Here is a 15,395-nt window from a genome sequence, read left to right as displayed (position 1 = left end):
AACCGGCGGCGGGGTGGCGAATCTCACCCCTGAGCGGGAGCAGGGATCGGCCGAAAACCGGTGAACTTAGGCATACCTATTCGGGGTCAATCACCGGGTTTCGCTATGCTGATGGGGCTGTGGTTTTACTATCTCTGGTTGCAACCCATTCCGATGTGGATCTGGAAACCGTCGCCCGACTCAGCGTCGGCGCCGACCAGGTCGCATCCGCAGTGCTCGCTGACGGACCAGCCGTCTCGGGGGCCGTCACCCTCGCCACCTGCAACCGTCTCGAAATCTACTGCGACGCCGCCACCACCGACGATGTGGAGGCTGCACGCTCAGCAGTGATCACCCGGATCAGCGGGCTCTCAGGACTTCCCGAAAGCTGGGTCTCCTCAGCCTTCACCACCCGCACCGGAGAGGACGTGGCCCGTCACCTCTTCGCTGTCGGCGCCGGCCTCGATTCGGCCGTGGTCGGAGAACGCGAGATTGCCGGCCAGGTGCGGCGCGCCCTGATCGAATCCCAGGCGAATGGCACCACCAGCGGCCCCCTCGTCCGGCTGTTCCAGGAAGCCTCCCGCACCGCCAAGGATGTTGGCGCTCAGACGGCGCTGGGCAGCCAGGGCCGGTCCATCGTATCGGTGGCCCTCGAACTCGCCGCGGACCTGTCACTGACCCGCGATTTCACCGACAAGTCGGTGGTGGTGTTCGGCACGGGAGCCTACGCCGGTGCCACCATGGCGTTGCTCAAGGAAAAAGGGTGCACCGGGATTTCGGTTTTCTCCTCGTCCGGGCGGGCCGAAGCGTTCGTGTCGACCCGTGGCGGCGTCGCCCTCACCCCCGAGGACCTTCCCGCGGCGCTGGCCACCGCCGACATTGTGGTGGGCTGCAGCGGCAGCGATAACCGGGTGGAGGCCGACGACGTCGAGCGGGTCCGCGCTGGCGTGGACAAGCCGCTGATCATCGTCGACCTGGCGTTGAGCCACGACTTCGACCCGGCCGTCGGATCCCTGGCCGACGTGGAACTGATTACCCTTGAATCGGTCAGGCTCGCCGCGCCCAGCGAGCAGGCCGCGGCCCTGAGCCAGGCGAGCACCCTGGTGGCCGACGCCGCACGCACCTTCCAGGAACGGCAGGACTCGCGGGCCATGGACACGGCGATTGTTGCGCTGCGGAAGCACACCCAGCAGGTACTCGAATCGGAGATGCAGAAGGTCAGGGCCCAGCACGGCTGCACGGCCGCCGCTGAAGAGGTCGAGTTCGCGCTCCGCCGGATGGTGCGCCAGCTCCTCCACGTTCCCACGGTGCGCGCCCGCGAACTGGCCGCTGAGGGCAGGCAGCAGGACTACGCCGCGGCCCTTGAGGCGCTGTACGGCATCGACCTTGAGACGCCGGGTGAGCGCCGGGATGAGGCGACCTGCCCGGTGCGGCAGGACCCGCCGGCAACCGGCACCGCCTGAACCCCGCTGACTCATTCCGCGGCGGTCCTGGCGCGAGACCATCGTCGCGCGGTCCCTCCACCTACCGCAGCTAGGCCCGGTCCTTGCAATCAGCACTGGCTTGGGGCGCTGAAAGTAATGTGCAGCACTGGCGGGTGGCCAGGAACAATTGTGCAGCACTGGCGGGTGCGAGCCCCGCTCACTCACCACAGCTGCACACAAGATCCCGACGCCGCCGCCCGCGCCAACCCACCACAGCTGCACACAAAATCCCGACGACGCCGCGACGCTGTGGCTCAGTGGCCTAATAGACCGGCTTGTCGGGCTCGATCTGCCTGACCCACTCGAGGATTCCGCCGTCCACGTTGTACACCCGTGGATGGCCCGCCGCGCGGAGGTGTTCCACCACATCGGCTGATCTGGTCCCGGCTTTGCAGTGCACATAGACGTCACGGTCAGTGGTGACGCGTACGCCCCCGGACAGAATCGAATTCTTGGGCATCAGGGTTGCTCCCTCAATGCTGACGATCTCGTACTCGCCCGGCTCCCTGACATCGATCAGCTCAAAGTCCACGTCACCGTTCTCCCGCTGGCGCAGCAGATCCTCCAGCTCGGTCACGCTGACCGAGGGGACAGGTGGCGCAGGGCTGGCGGGCACACCGCAGAACGCCTGATAGTCGATCAGCCCGGTCACGGGTGCCGCCTCAGGATCCCGGCGGACCCTGACCTCCCGCCACGTCATCTCCAGCGCATCAAAGATCAGCACCCGTCCCAGCAGGGACACCCCCGTCCCGGTGATCAGTTTGATTGCCTCATTGACCATCACCGAGCCGATCTGCGCGCACAATACGCCCAGGACTCCTCCCTCGGCGCAGGACGGGACCGTCCCGGGAGGAGGCGCATCGGGGTAGAGGTCCCGGTAACTGGGTCCGTGCTTCGCCCAGAAGACGCTCACCTGGCCGTCGAACCTGAGGATTGAGCCCCACACGTACGGTTTCCCCAGAATTTCCGCTGCGTCGCTGACCAGATAGCGGGTGGCGAAGTTGTCGGTGCCGTCCAGGATCAGGTCGTAGTCGGCGAAAATCTCCAGCGCATTGCTGTTGTCCAGCCGCACCTCATGCCGGCGAACAGTCACCAGCGGATTCAGTTCGGCGATGCGCTGCGCCGCCGACTCGGCCTTGGACTGGCCCACGTTGGATACGCCGTGGATGATCTGCCGCTGCAGGTTGGAGAGGTCGACGACGTCGTCGTCGACAATCCCGAGGGTCCCCACCCCCGCGGCCGCCAGGTACAGCAGGGCAGGTGAGCCCAGCCCCCCGGCGCCGATCACGAGGACCCGCGCGTTTTTCAACCGCTGCTGGGCGGTGAGGCCGAACCCGGGGATGATCAGGTGGCGGGAATACCGCTCAGTCTCCTCCCGGGACAGGTCAGCATCGGGAGCAACCAGGGGGGCGAGCGGCGCTAAAGGTGAGCTCATGCATCCAATGTATGCCCGTTGAAGTCGTCGATACCAGCCGTACACCCCGCCAGGTTACCCGTGGGTAAACTGGAGGCTAACCGCCAGGGATCTCCTCCTCACCGGAGGCGGTCCATCCTGCAACCGAAGGTCAGAAGAAGCGTGAGCTCAGAAGCACCGACAGGCGGCAAAGCTACGCGCCTCCCGCGGGATGAGCGACGGCGCCAGCTGATGAGCGCCGCACACGAGGTCTTCGTCGCCAACGGGTATCACGGCGCGGCGATGGACGAGATCGCCGAAGTAGCGAAGGTCAGCAAACCGGTCCTGTACCAGCACTTTCCCGGCAAACGCGAGCTCTACCTGGCACTGCTCGAGAATCACCTGGCCGAACTGACCGCCCTCCTGGTCGACGCACTGCAATCCACCACTGATAACAAGCTTCGGGTGCACGCCACCATGCGGGCCTACTTCCAGTTCATTGCCCAGGACAGTCAGGCGTACCGGCTCGTCTTCGAATCGGACCTGTTCAACGATCCCGATGTGAGCGGCCGGCTCGAGGAATTCAACGCCCGGTTCGCCAGCGCCATCGCCGGGGTGATCGCCGAAGACACCCACCTGTCCCATCTGGAGGCCACCCTCCTGGGACACGGTCTGGCCGGCATGGCGCAGGTCAGCGCACGGTACTGGCTGGAGACAGACGGCACCATGGACATCGATGCCGCCAGCGAACTGATTTACCGTTTAGCTTGGCGCGGAATCAGTCGCTTCCCCAAGGAAATCTAGAGTAGGTTCCAATGAGGACTTCACCCACTGACCGCAACACCAGGAGGAACCGCCGTGGAAATTAAGATTGGTATCCAGAACGTCAACCGCGAGATCGTGCTCGAGTCCGAGCAGACCGCCGACGAGGTAGCTGACATTGTGGCAAAGGCCATGAATGGCGGCTCCGAGCTTCGGCTCGCCGACAGCAAGGGACGCCACGTGATCGTCCCTTCGAACGTCCTGGGTTACGTCGAGATAGGTGCCGAAGAATCACGCCGGGTAGGGTTCGGGGCGCTCTAACCCGCACGCCCGGGTAGGGGGAAGCATGCTCACGCTGCTGGCCGTCACCGTGGTGGCCCTGGTGATCGGCTGCGCTGTACAGCTCATCGACCGGACACACCAGCGGCACAGTGTGTTCCTCCTCCCCGGTGTTGCCCTTCTCACCGGCCTTCTCGGCTGGGTGGTCATGCAGTTCACGGGGTTGGGGTACCACCCTGAGTTGTTCTGGCTCAGCTGGTCCCTCCCCCTGGTGGCTACCGTCCTGGTCACCGTCGGCACCGCCTGGTGGTTGGGACGGCACCGGGAAACCGAGGATGCTGAGGCACTCCGGCGGGTGACGGACACCTGACGCCAATTGTCCTACGCGTCAGGAGCCCGCCCGCTGTACGCTCGATAGATGAGTGTGACACCCCAGCTAGCCCTCACCCTTGACAACCGTTTCGCCCGGGAGCTCAGCGAGATGGCAGTCCCGTGGCAGGCCGACGACGCTCCCCGGCCGCGCCTGCTCGTCCTCAATGAGGTCCTCGCCACGACGCTAGGCCTGGATCCTGCAATGCTGCGCAGCCCTGACGGGTTGCGGCTGTTGACCGGCACATCCCTTCCCGACGGCGCCGCCCCCGTGGCGCAAGCGTACTCAGGGCACCAGTTCGGTGGATTCTCTCCCCGGCTTGGCGACGGCCGCGCGCTGCTGCTCGGCGAGCTGACTGATCCCACCGGCCGGCTCCACGATCTTCATCTCAAGGGCTCGGGGCGCACCCCCTTCGCCCGGGGCGGCGACGGGCTGGCAGCCGTAGGCCCGATGCTCCGCGAATACCTCATCAGTGAGGCAATGCACGCCCTCGGCGTGCCCACCACCCGCGCCCTGGCGGTCGTGGCGACCGGCCGGTCGGTGCGCCGCGACACCGAGTTGCCGGGAGCCGTGCTCGCCCGGGTGGCGGACAGCCACCTGCGGGTGGGGAGCTTCCAGTACGCCCAGGCTACCGGCGACGTCGGCCTCCTCCGCCGCCTCGCCGACCACGCGGTGGCCCGCCACTACCCCGCCGCTGCCCAGTCCGAACAGCCCTATCTGGCCCTGTTCAAGGCGGTCCTGACCGCCCAGGCGTCACTGGTGGCACAGTGGATGCTCGTCGGTTTCGTTCATGGCGTGATGAATACCGACAATATGACCATCTCTGGTGAGACCATCGACTACGGGCCGTGCGCCTTCCTGGAGGGGTTCGATCCGGCGACCGTCTACAGCTCGATCGATGAAAGCGGCAGATACGCGTACGCCAACCAACCGGTGGTGGCCGAATGGAACCTGGCGCGCCTGGCCGAGGCGCTCCTCCCCCTGCTGCACGACGAGCAGGATCAGGCCGTGGCCCTGGCCACCGAGGCGCTCAGCGGGTTCCGCCAGCAGTACGGAGACGCGTGGTCGGCCGGTATGAAGACCAAGCTCGGTCTGTCCGGCCCTCAGGATGAGGCAGTGATCCTGAAGTTGATCGATGATCTCCTCACCCTCCTTGAAACGGACCGGGTCGACTACACGTCCTTCTTCCGCCTGCTGGGTGCAGCAGCAGGGGGCGACGCCGGCCCCATGCGTTCCCTCTTCGCCGACCAGCAGGGCGTGGGCGACTGGGTCGAACGGTGGCGTGCCCTCAAGCCTGACGCCGCGCTCATGGCCGGCACCAACCCTGCCTATATTCCCCGCAACCATCTGGTGGAGGAGGCGCTGAACGCCGCCACCGCCGGGAACCTCGCACCCTTCGAGCGGCTCCTGGAGGCCATCGTTTCCCCGTACCAGGAGCGGACCGGCCTGGAGCGCTACGCCGCTGCAGCGCCAGCGGACTTCGGCGTGTACCGGACGTACTGCGGCACCTGAGCAGTCAGCGGCAGCACAACGAGGGCCGCATCCGATCAGGCGGTGAGGCCAAGGAGGCTCATCCGCCGGGAATGGTTGCGGGTCAACTGCGAAAACAGCAGCAGTGTCTCCTTCTCCTGGTCTTCCTCAGCCCCGGCGAAGAGCAATGAGCCCAGGAAGGCCCGTTCAATGCCGATGCGCTGCGCCTGGGTGAGCGCTTCGCCGACCAGGCGGCGTCCCCACAAGGCCAGCCGGGACGCCAGCCGCGGATCGTCGGACAGGGCGGCCCGCAGGCGTTCCTGCAACAGGGGACCCCGTGCATCGTCGGCCTGGATCCTGCCGATCAGCTCGCGGGTGGGTTCGTCCAGCCGGCCGGCCAGGGCGGTGTAGAAATCGCCGGAAATTGCGTCGATGACGTAGGCCTTCATCAGTGACTCGTACCAGTCAGCGGGCCGCGTCCGCTCATGGAACGAATCGATGGAGGGCTGGAACGGGGTCATCGCCGTTTCCACGTCCACGCCCAGGGCGTTCAGGTGGGCACTGACCATTTCAAAGTGTTCAAACTCGATCACGGCAAGCCGTCCGAGCGCCGCCCGGTCATGCAGCGTCGGCGAGAAGCGTGCGTCGGAGGACAACCGCTCGAACCCCGACAGTTCACCGTAGGCCATTACCCCGAACAGGTCGACGATGAACCGTGCGTACCGCGGGTCAGCAGGCAGTCGGGGCTGCTCACCCACCGGGTGCTCGTCGGAGGCCTGCTCGGGGAGGGAGGACTGCATTGAACTCATGGGGTTAAGGGTACCGGTGCAGGCCGGTCGGGAACCCGGCCCCGCTCCCGGCCGATCCGGCAACCGCCCGGCCCGGTGTATTACGGTGGGTGATGTGCCGTACTCGCATCTTGATTTGTCGAACCGCAACTCGCAGCTGCAGCTGACCCGTTCCCTTCAGTCGCTGCGCGAAGAACTGGGTCTTGAGGCGACTTTCCCGCCCGAGGTGCTGGCCGAAGCCAGCCAGGCCATCAGGAACCAGCCCCGCCCGGCGACTGACCTCAGCGACCTGGGTTTCATCACCATCGACCCACCCGGGTCCACGGATCTTGACCAGGCAGTCCACCTCGAACGGAAGGGGTCCGGTTACCGGATCTGGTATGCGATCGCCGATGTGCCCGCGTTCGTGACCCCGGGCGGAGCGATCGATCGGGAGGCCCGCCGCCGCGGCCAAACCGTTTATGCGCCGGACGGCAGGATTTCCCTTCATCCTGAAACGATTTCCGAGGACGCTGCCAGCCTGCTCCCCGGCAAGATACGCCCTGCCTACGTGTGGCAGTTTGATCTTGACGCTGCCGGGGAGGTCCAGAGCACCGACCTGCGGCGCGCCCTGATCCGCAGCCGCGCCCAGCTGACCTACGACCAGGTGCAACGGGATATCGATTCGGGTGGGGCACCCGAGAACCTGATCCTGCTCCGCGAAGTGGGGTTGCTGCGCATCGAACTGGAACGGCTCCGCGGTGGGGCCAGCCTGAACCTCCCGGAACAGGAAATTGCCAACGACGGCGACAGGTACTTCATCCTCACCTCGCCACCACTACCGGCCGAGGACTGGAACGCCCAGATTTCCCTGATGACGGGGATGGCGGCCGCCCAGCTGATGATTGACGGAAAAATCGGCGTCCTGCGCACCATGCCTCCGCCGGCTCAGGAGTCAATGGACCGGTTCCGCCACCAGGCGAGGGTGCTCGGCACACCCTGGCCGGAGGGGATGGCCTATGGGGAGTTCCTGCGCAGCCTCGACACCACCGAGCCACGGCAGCTATCTCTGATGCATGCGGCAGCGTCACTGTTCCGGGGCGCCGGCTACACAGCGTTCGACGGCGACCTGCCCACCGCCATGACCCAGGCGGCGATCGCCGCACCCTATGCCCACACCACGGCGCCGCTGCGGCGGCTGGTGGACCGGTTCGTCCTGGTCATCTGCGCTGCCCTGTGCTCCAACACTGATGTCCCGGGGTGGGCACGCGACGCCCTGCCCGAACTTAACTCGCTGATGAACTCGTCCAACCAGCTCTCCTCACGGCTGGAGCGGGGGGCGCTCGACGCCGTCGAGGCTGCACTGCTCAGTAATCTGGTGGGCCAGGAGTTCGACGCCGTCGTCATCTCGGGTGCAAAACCTCCCAATGGCAACAACGGTGCCGGCCACACCCCGGTCGGCACCATCCAGCTCGCCAACCCGGCCGTCGAAGCGCGGTGCGAGGGGGAGCTGGTGGCGGGCGAGGAGGTCCGGGTCCGGCTGGTCCGGGCCGATATTGATGCGCGTGTCACCCGCTTCGAACTGGTCACCGGTCAGGCCAGTCCCGGCGTGTCGGGCACCCCCGCCGGGGCAGGGTAGAGTTTACTGCGTAGTAATGGATGCCCGGTCGTACTCATCATTTCCTGATTAGTTACCCCTGACCCGCAAGTACCTACGCGATCTTGAGTTCTTCTTAGCCGGCAGGATTCGCTCGAATCCCCGGCCTGCAGTTGTAAGCCCGCGATCGGCTTCCACTGGACGCCATGCGCCTGTTCCTCCGGGCTGACCACACGTCAGCCACCCGTCGAGATCCAGCAGCCGTACGGCCTAAATGAACGGTATTTAATTGAACACTGAAGACACCCAGGTGACCGACACCCACCATCTCCACGCTGACAACAGCGACGACGAAATCTTCGTCGAGGAGACGCTGGTAACCACCGAGGAGCCTCACAAAGAGGCGGTAGAGACCTTCGCGGATTTCAACGTCCGCCCCGACATTGTCGAGTCCCTCGCCGACGCCGGGATCATCCACCCCTTCCCCATTCAGGCCATGACCCTGTCGATCGCCCTCGGCGGCCACGACATCATCGGCCAGGCCAAGACCGGCACCGGCAAGACCCTCGGGTTCGGCATCCCCGCCCTCCAGCGCGTCGTCGCGCCCAAGGATGACGGCTACGACCGTCTTCCCGTCCCCGGCGCACCGCAGGCCCTCATCGTGGTCCCCACCCGCGAACTCGCCGTCCAGGTGGCCGGCGACCTGACCACCGCCGCCAAGAAGCGTCACGCCCGTATTGTCACCATCTACGGTGGCCGCGCCTACGAACCGCAGATTGAGGCGCTGAAGAACGGCACCGAAATCGTGGTGGGCACCCCCGGCCGGCTCATCGACCTGTACCGGCAGAAACTGCTCTCCCTGGCCAACGTCAAACTGGTGGTGCTGGACGAGGCCGACGAAATGCTCGACCTCGGGTTCCTTCCTGACGTTGAGACGCTGATCGCCGGAACCCCAGCGGTCCGCCAGACCATGCTGTTCTCTGCGACCATGCCCGGCCCGGTGGTTGCCATGGCACGCCGCTACATGACGCAGCCCACACACATCAGGGCAGCTGATCCCGAGGACGAGGGGATCACCAAAAAGGACATCCGCCAGGTCATCTACCGCGCACACAACCTCGACAAGGCAGAGGTGGTTTCCCGGATCCTGCAGTCCCGCGGCCGCGGCCGGACCATCATCTTCACCAAGACCAAGCGCACCGCCGCCAAACTGTCCGAGGAACTGATTGACCGTGGCTTTGCTGCCGGGGCCATCCACGGCGACCTGGGCCAGGGCGCCCGGGAGCAGGCGTTGCGGGCCTTCCGCGGCGACAAGATTGACGTCCTGGTGGCCACCGAGGTGGCAGCCCGGGGCATCGACGTCGAAGACATCACCCATGTGATCAACTACCAGTGCCCCGAAGATGAGAAGGCGTACCTGCACCGCGTCGGCAGGACCGGACGCGCAGGCAAGAAAGGCACCGCCGTCACGTTCGTCGACTGGGATGACATGCCACGCTGGGGGCTGATCAACAAGGCCCTGGGCCTGGATTCCGCCGAACCGGTGGAAACCTATTCCTCCTCACCGCACCTCTATGAGGAGCTCGACATTCCCGAGGGCACCAAGGGCAGGTTGCCCCGCAACAAGCGCACCCTGGCCGGCATCAATGCAGAGACCCTTGAGGATCTCGGCGAGACCGGCAAGAAGCACCGGGGCGCCTCCGAGGCGCAGGGTTCGGGGCGTTCGCGCGGCGGGGACCGCTCAGGCGGCGGCGACCGCTCGGGTGACCGCGCACGCGGCGACCGCTCAGGTGACCGGTCACGTTCCAGCGATCAGCGTGGCGGCCAGCCAGCCGGGGACGGCTCGGGCAACCGTCGTCGCCGGTCGGGCGGATCATCCGAGGGGTCGAGCCAACCACGCGAGGCAGTAGCCACCGCTCCGGCGTCGAGCTCCGACGGTGCACCAGCCGCCGACCGTCCACGCCGGAGCCGTTCACGGACCCGCAGCCGCAACGGCGAGGTAGTCAACAAGCCCGCCGCCGGCACCGAGGGCTAAGCCCGGCATGCCGGTTCCCGGTCCGGTGCCGCTGTGGCGCCCGGACGGCAGCAACCTGGTGGTGCACGCGGACAACGCCGAGTACCTCCCCACGCTGCCGGACAAGTCCTTCACCATGATCTACGTTGACCCGCCCTTCAACACGGGGCGGGCTCAGCGTCGTCAGCAAACCTCCATGGTGCGCAACCTTGATGGCACCGGCGACCGGGTCGGGTTCAAGGGGCACAGCTATTCGACGGTCAAGGGGATGCTGGCGAGCTACGACGACGCCTTCGAGGACTACTGGGACTTCCTTGCCCCACGACTCGCCGAGGCGTGGCGGCTACTGACCGACGACGGCACCCTGTACGTCCATCTGGACTACCGGGAGGTGCACTATGTCAAGGTCATGCTTGACGCCCTGTTCGGCAGGGACAGTTTCCTCAACGAAATCATTTGGGCCTATGACTATGGCGCACGGGCGAAGAGCCGGTGGCCCGCCAAACACGACAACATCCTGGTGTATGTGAAGGATCCGTCGAACTACTATTTCGACAGTGCCGGCGTGGACCGGGAACCCTACATGGCGCCGGGGCTGGTCACACCCGAGAAGGCCGCCCTGGGCAAGCTGCCCACCGACGTCTGGTGGCACACCATCGTCTCCCCCACAGGCCGGGAAAAGACAGGGTACCCCACCCAGAAACCCGAGGGTCTGCTCCGTCGGGCGGTGACCGCGAGCAGCCGTGAAGGCGACTGGGTGCTGGACTTCTTCGCGGGGTCCGGGACCATCGGTGCCGTGGCAGCGAAGCTGGGCCGGCGCTTTGTCTGCGTCGACCAGAACCCCCAGGCGATCGATGTGATGACCGCCCGGTTGGGTGCCTACTGCTGAGCCGTCCGGCTGCTGCTCAGCGTACCGAGAGCGTGCCGCTGGCCAATGCTTCGATCTGGTCCAGGACGGAGGGATCCGTGAGGTTCTCCCCCAGCCGGTTCGGTTTTCCTTCTCCGTGATAATCGCTTGACCCGGTCATCAGCAAGCCGTGCCGTGCCGCGATCCGCCGCAGTTCCTGCCGCCCCGGCTCAGGGTTGTCGCGGTGATCCACCTCAAGGCCCTGCAGACCGGCGTCGATCATCTGCCCGATGACGTCGTCGCCCACGATCCGCCCGCGCGCCGAGGCGACGGGGTGCGCGAAAACGGCCACGCCCCCGGCCGCGCGGATCAGCTCCACGGCCTGGGCAGGGTGCGGTGCGTAGTGGCCCACCCAGTAGGGCGATGCCGCTGTCAGAATGTGAGTGAACGCCTCGCTGCGGTTGGCAACAATACCCAGCGTCACCAGGGAATCGGCGATATGGGGACGTCCGACCGTCGCACCCTCGGCAATGTGCTCCTGCACGTCCGCCCAGGTGATCGGATAGTCGGCACCCAGGCGCTCCACCATCCGCTCGGCGCGTGAGAGCCGGGCATCCCGCGACCGCTGGATCTGGGCCACCAGGCCGGGATGCGACGGGTCGTGCAGGTAGGAGAGCACGTGGACGCTGATACCTGTGTCGGTCCGGCAGGAGACCTCCATGCCGGGGATCAGTGCCACCCCGTGCTTGCGGGCTGCCTCGGCTGCGTCAGCCCAGCCGGCCGTCGAGTCGTGGTCCGTCAGGGCGATCACATCCAACGCAGCGTCCCGAGCCGCTTTGATCAGGACGGCAGGACTTTCGGTGCCATCGGAGACGGTCGAATGGGTGTGCAGGTCGATTCTCACCCACCCAATCTACGCCCGCCCCACCGTTCCGGCTGACAACTGTTTGGTTGCCTCCGGTACCGGTGAGACCATGGAGGCGTGAGTACTGCAGAGAACAAGACCCTGTCCCAGACCGCCGGCGCGCCCTCCACTCCTGAGGAGCAGCCCCTCGCTGCCCGCAACGAGAACCGTTCGCAGCGCCCCGATTCGGAAGCCTTCAAGGCCTTCATGGCCCAGCAGTGGGCGCCCAGGCACACCGAACTCCCCGCTGAGACCGAGGTAGCGCCACACGCAGCGAAGCGTCGCCGGACCATCTCGGACCAGTTCCCGGGCGAACGCCTCGTCATCCCGGCCGGGCCGTTCAAGGTCCGCTCCAATGACACCGATTACCGCTTCCGGCCGCACTCCGGCTTCGCCCACCTCACCGGTCTCGGGCTGGACCACGAACCGGATGCCGTGCTGATCATGGAACCGGTTGAGGCTGGCCAGGGCGACGACGGCGGCCAGCACCACGCCACCCTGTACTTCAGGGAACTCGCCGGACATGACAACCCCGAGTTCTACGCCAACGCCCGCTACGGCGAGTTCTGGATCGGCTCCCGGTTGTCCCACGCCCAGGTCAGGGCTCTCCTCTCCATCGAGACGGCCGATCTTGCCGAGCTCGAGACGGCGGTCACCAAGGACGCTGGAGTCCCCGAGGTCGGCGGCATGCGGATCCGGCTCCTGCGTGAGGTCGACATGAACGCTGATGCGCTGGTCGACACTTCCCGGATCAACACGGGCGTGGATCTGGAGAAATCCGATGAACTGGACGGCAAACTCGCCGAGGCCCTGTCCGAGCTGCGCCTGATCAAGGATGCCTGGGAAGTGGAGCAGATGAAGATCGCCGTCGCTGCGACGGTCAACGGGTTCCACGAAGTGGTCAAGGAACTCCCCCGTGCCATCACCCACCCGCGCGGCGAGCGCGTGGTCGAAGGAGCATTCTTCGCCCGCGCCCGTGAAGAAGGCAACGACCTGGGCTACGACACGATCGCCGCCTCCGGCAACAACGCCACGGTGCTGCACTGGATCCGCAACAACGGGCAGGTGCACGCCGGGGAGCTCCTGCTCCTCGATGCCGGCGTTGAGGCCGACAGCCTCTACACCGCTGATATCACCCGCACCCTCCCGGTCAACGGCAAATACACTGACGTCCAACGGAAGATCTACCAGGCAGTCCTCGACGCCGCAGACGCCGGGTTCGCTGCCGCACAGCCGGGACGCAAGTTCAGGGACGTGCACCAGGCAGCGATCACCGTCCTCGCCGAACGCCTCGATGCGTGGGGCCTGCTCCCCGTCTCCCTCGAGGAGGCACTGTCCCCGGACGGGCAGCACCACCGCCGCTGGATGCCGCACGGCACCAGCCACCACCTCGGCATGGACGTGCACGACTGTGCCCAGGCCAAGCGTGAACTCTACCTCGATGGCATCCTCACCGAGGGCATGGTCTTCACCATCGAACCGGGCCTGTACTTCAAGGACGAAGACCTGGCCGTACCCGAGGAATTCCGTGGCATTGGGGTCCGGATCGAAGATGACATCCTGATGACCGCTGACGGCCCGGTGAATCTGAGCGCCGCGCTCCCCCGCGAGGCCGACGACGTCGAGGCGTGGATGGCAGGCATCTACAGCCCCACCGGCGAGTAGCCGATGACCGCTGCTACGCCCGCGCCGACCCCTGACCAGGTGGTGGCCCTGGCGTCGCGGCATGGTCTTGACCTCACGGTAGGAAGCCTCAGCTTCAACGAGGCCGGCCTCGACTATCGGGTGGTGTTCGCGAGCGGTCCGGACGGCTCGCGGTGGGTGCTCCGCCTACCGCGCCGGCCCGACGTCGCAGCGACGCTCGGTGAGGAAGCCAAGATCCTCGACTTCCTCAAGCCACGGCTTGACGTGGCGGTCCCGGACTGGAAAATCCAGTCCCCCGAGCTGATCGCCTACCCGTTGCTGCCCGGCAGCCCGGGGCTCACCCTGGACCGGGCCGGGCTACCGGTCTGGCATTTCGATCAGACATCGGAGCACTACGCCACGTCCCTGGGACGACTCATTGCCGCCTTGCAGACCCAGGATGCAGCGGCGGCTGCAGCCGCCGGGATTCCGGCCCGCAGCCCGGATCAGGTGCGGGAAAAGTGGCGCGCAGACATCGCTGCGGCGCACGCGAACTTCACCGTCGCCAGCACCCTTTCAACGCGCTGGGCGCAGTGGATTGACGACGACGCCCTCTGGCCCACCCGCACGGTCCTCACCCACGGTGAGCTGTACCCGGCGCATCTGCTCCTCACCCCGGATGCCGGGATCGAGGGGGTCCTGGACTGGACCACTGCGGCAGTTGCCGACCCGGCGGTCGACTTCATGTTTCAGCAGCTAAGCGCCCCGCCCGGCGCGTTCGCCCGGACCGTTGCCGCCTACCGTGAGGTCACAGGCTGGGATGAGCCGCGACTCGCCGACCGGTGTGCCGCGCTGATGGCGGCGGGACCCGTGGGCTATGCCACGTATGCAATGCAGACCGGGGAGCCGGACCACCTCACGGCGGCGGCCGCCCTGCTGGCTGGCGGCCCGCCGGGCGAGGGTGGCTAGGACTGTTTGTCGGTGGGCCGGCCCGGCTCTCCGGAGCCGTCTGCGGGGGTTCCCTCAGTGGCGGCATTAGTGTCCGGCTGGGTCACCCGGACACCGTACTGGGGACGACCATCCGGCAGGTCGGGGAACTGGCCGCGCCGTGGTCCGGACTGTTGGCCCTGGGCCGAGGCGTTGGCACCCTCTTCGGTTGCGCTGCCAGGGGCTGGGGCGGGTTCGCCGGTGCCGGGCTGTTGGGTGTCCCGGATCGGCTGGGCGAGGGGGTCCTGCCAGACCGGTGGCCGGTCGGGCTGCTGGCCTGGGTTCTGGGCCCCAGCCGGCCCTTGGGTGCCGCCGGCGGGTGGCCCGGCCGACGGTGCTGCCGGTGGCTGCCAACCCTGTGCGGGTCCGCCCGGATGCTGGGCCTGACCGTTCATCGGCAGTTGCTGGAGCATGCGCCGCGCCTCATTGACCGATTCCGGTTCGACGATGACGTCGTAGCTGGTCGCGATGACCTGGCTGGTGGACGTGAAATCCCGCTTGCCCCGCTGGAACGCGTAGGTGATGACGCCGAACAGCATCCAGAACACTGCACCCAGCGCCATGGCCGTGAAGATGGGGAGGTACGCGCCGCCGTCGCCGAACAGGGTCAGGATCAGGCCCACAAAGAATCCGAACCAGGCGCCGGTGGCAGCGCTGGCCAGAGCCACCCGTGGGTAGCTGAGCCGTCCGGTGACCCGCTCCACGGTCTTCAGGTCGCTGCCGATGATCGAGACCTTCTGCACCGGAAACTTGCTGTCGGCAAGGTAATCCACTGCCTTCTGCGCATCCAGGTAGGCACTGTACCGTCCAACCGTTTCGCCTTTGGGCAGGATGCGGCCTTCATCCCGGGACGCCGTTCGACCAAGCACGTTTGACATGGTCCTATTCTTGCCCACTTTGACCTGCCCGTGGGGCCGTA

14 protein-coding genes are annotated in these 15,395 nt (G+C 66.5%); 10 read left to right on the top strand and 4 right to left on the bottom strand.

Features of this window, described 5'->3' with window-relative positions:
• The first annotated feature begins 119 nt into the window (after window positions 1-119).
• Window positions 120-1,442 (top strand): glutamyl-tRNA reductase, encoded by a 1,323-nt coding sequence (locus IWX62_RS05305; protein WP_196840328.1) that lies wholly within the window; start codon window positions 120-122, stop codon window positions 1,440-1,442.
• A gap of 283 nt (window positions 1,443-1,725) precedes the next feature.
• On the opposite strand, the gene moeB is transcribed toward IWX62_RS05305, so the two are convergent.
• Complete coding sequence (moeB, locus tag IWX62_RS05300) at window positions 1,726-2,898, bottom strand: molybdopterin-synthase adenylyltransferase MoeB (protein ID WP_196840327.1); 1,173 nt, start codon at window positions 2,896-2,898, stop codon at window positions 1,726-1,728.
• A gap of 141 nt (window positions 2,899-3,039) precedes the next feature.
• On the opposite strand from moeB, the gene IWX62_RS05295 reads away from it, so the two are divergent.
• The 4 genes from IWX62_RS05295 to IWX62_RS05280 are packed head-to-tail and all read left to right on the top strand — an operon-like array spanning window position 3,040 to window position 5,779.
• Window positions 3,040-3,660, top strand: a complete 621-nt coding sequence (locus IWX62_RS05295) for a TetR/AcrR family transcriptional regulator (protein ID WP_333483226.1) — start codon at window positions 3,040-3,042, stop codon at window positions 3,658-3,660.
• 54 nt (window positions 3,661-3,714) lie between these two features.
• A complete protein-coding gene (locus IWX62_RS05290; protein ID WP_196840326.1) occupies window positions 3,715-3,939 on the top strand; it encodes a DUF3107 domain-containing protein in 225 nt (74 codons plus the stop codon).
• Window positions 3,940-3,964: 25 nt separating this feature from the next.
• Window positions 3,965-4,267 (top strand): hypothetical protein, encoded by a 303-nt coding sequence (locus IWX62_RS05285; RefSeq protein ID WP_196840325.1) that lies wholly within the window; start codon window positions 3,965-3,967, stop codon window positions 4,265-4,267.
• A 48-nt stretch (window positions 4,268-4,315) separates the two neighbouring features.
• Window positions 4,316-5,779 carry a protein adenylyltransferase SelO gene (locus IWX62_RS05280; protein WP_196840324.1) on the top strand — a complete coding sequence of 488 codons (1,464 nt, stop codon included), beginning with the start codon at window positions 4,316-4,318 and terminating at the stop codon, window positions 5,777-5,779.
• A gap of 35 nt (window positions 5,780-5,814) precedes the next feature.
• On the opposite strand, the gene IWX62_RS05275 is transcribed toward IWX62_RS05280, so the two are convergent.
• Window positions 5,815-6,546, bottom strand: coding sequence for a ferritin-like fold-containing protein (locus IWX62_RS05275; protein ID WP_196840323.1), 732 nt, complete (start codon window positions 6,544-6,546; stop codon window positions 5,815-5,817).
• Between the two features lie 94 nt (window positions 6,547-6,640).
• Here IWX62_RS05275 and IWX62_RS05270 point away from each other — a divergent pair, with 94 nt between their 5' ends.
• The 3 genes from IWX62_RS05270 to IWX62_RS05260 all read left to right on the top strand — a co-directional run bounded on the left by IWX62_RS05270 (window position 6,641) and on the right by IWX62_RS05260 (window position 11,004).
• Window positions 6,641-8,143 (top strand): RNB domain-containing ribonuclease, encoded by a 1,503-nt coding sequence (locus IWX62_RS05270; protein ID WP_196840322.1) that lies wholly within the window; start codon window positions 6,641-6,643, stop codon window positions 8,141-8,143.
• 247 nt (window positions 8,144-8,390) lie between these two features.
• Window positions 8,391-10,136: a DEAD/DEAH box helicase gene (locus IWX62_RS05265; RefSeq protein WP_442859238.1), complete on the top strand. Its 1,746-nt coding sequence runs from the start codon at window positions 8,391-8,393 to the stop codon at window positions 10,134-10,136.
• A 7-nt stretch (window positions 10,137-10,143) separates the two neighbouring features.
• Entirely contained in the window at window positions 10,144-11,004 is an 861-nt protein-coding gene (locus tag IWX62_RS05260) for a DNA-methyltransferase (protein ID WP_196840321.1), read from the top strand.
• Between the two features lie 16 nt (window positions 11,005-11,020).
• On the opposite strand, the gene IWX62_RS05255 is transcribed toward IWX62_RS05260, so the two are convergent.
• On the bottom strand, window positions 11,021-11,866 hold the full coding sequence (locus IWX62_RS05255) for a PHP domain-containing protein (protein WP_196840320.1): 846 nt from the start codon (window positions 11,864-11,866) through the stop codon (window positions 11,021-11,023).
• 102 nt (window positions 11,867-11,968) lie between these two features.
• Between IWX62_RS05255 and IWX62_RS05250 the strand changes: the two genes are divergently transcribed.
• Complete coding sequence (locus IWX62_RS05250) at window positions 11,969-13,531, top strand: aminopeptidase P family protein (RefSeq protein ID WP_196840435.1); 1,563 nt, start codon at window positions 11,969-11,971, stop codon at window positions 13,529-13,531.
• 3 nt (window positions 13,532-13,534) lie between these two features.
• Window positions 13,535-14,458, top strand: a complete 924-nt coding sequence (locus IWX62_RS05245) for a macrolide 2'-phosphotransferase (RefSeq protein ID WP_196840319.1) — start codon at window positions 13,535-13,537, stop codon at window positions 14,456-14,458.
• Here the strand turns inward: IWX62_RS05245 and IWX62_RS05240 are convergent.
• The gene (locus IWX62_RS05240) at window positions 14,455-15,354 is read right to left on the bottom strand and encodes a general stress protein (RefSeq protein WP_196840318.1); all 900 of its coding nucleotides are present in this window, start codon (window positions 15,352-15,354) and stop codon (window positions 14,455-14,457) included. The genes IWX62_RS05245 and IWX62_RS05240 overlap by 4 nt on opposite strands.
• Between the last annotated feature and the right edge of the window lie 41 nt (window positions 15,355-15,395).

The sequence above is a fragment of the Arthrobacter sp. CAN_A1 genome (assembly GCF_015751665.1).
Taxonomy (GTDB): Bacteria; Actinomycetota; Actinomycetes; order Actinomycetales; family Micrococcaceae; genus Arthrobacter_D.
This window is presented reverse-complemented; position numbering and strand designations above follow the sequence as displayed.

Coding starts and splice junctions, on each gene's coding strand:
- moeB (WP_196840327.1), bottom strand. CDS start 2,898: ATGAGCTCACCTTTAGCGCCGCTCGCCCCCCTGGTTGCTCCCGATGCT.
- IWX62_RS05280 (WP_196840324.1), top strand. CDS start 4,316: ATGAGTGTGACACCCCAGCTAGCCCTCACCCTTGACAACCGTTTCGCC.
- IWX62_RS05275 (WP_196840323.1), bottom strand. CDS start 6,546: ATGAGTTCAATGCAGTCCTCCCTCCCCGAGCAGGCCTCCGACGAGCAC.
- IWX62_RS05260 (WP_196840321.1), top strand. CDS start 10,144: ATGCCGGTTCCCGGTCCGGTGCCGCTGTGGCGCCCGGACGGCAGCAAC.
- IWX62_RS05240 (WP_196840318.1), bottom strand. CDS start 15,354: ATGTCAAACGTGCTTGGTCGAACGGCGTCCCGGGATGAAGGCCGCATC.
- IWX62_RS05245 (WP_196840319.1), top strand. CDS start 13,535: ATGACCGCTGCTACGCCCGCGCCGACCCCTGACCAGGTGGTGGCCCTG.
- IWX62_RS05285 (WP_196840325.1), top strand. CDS start 3,965: ATGCTCACGCTGCTGGCCGTCACCGTGGTGGCCCTGGTGATCGGCTGC.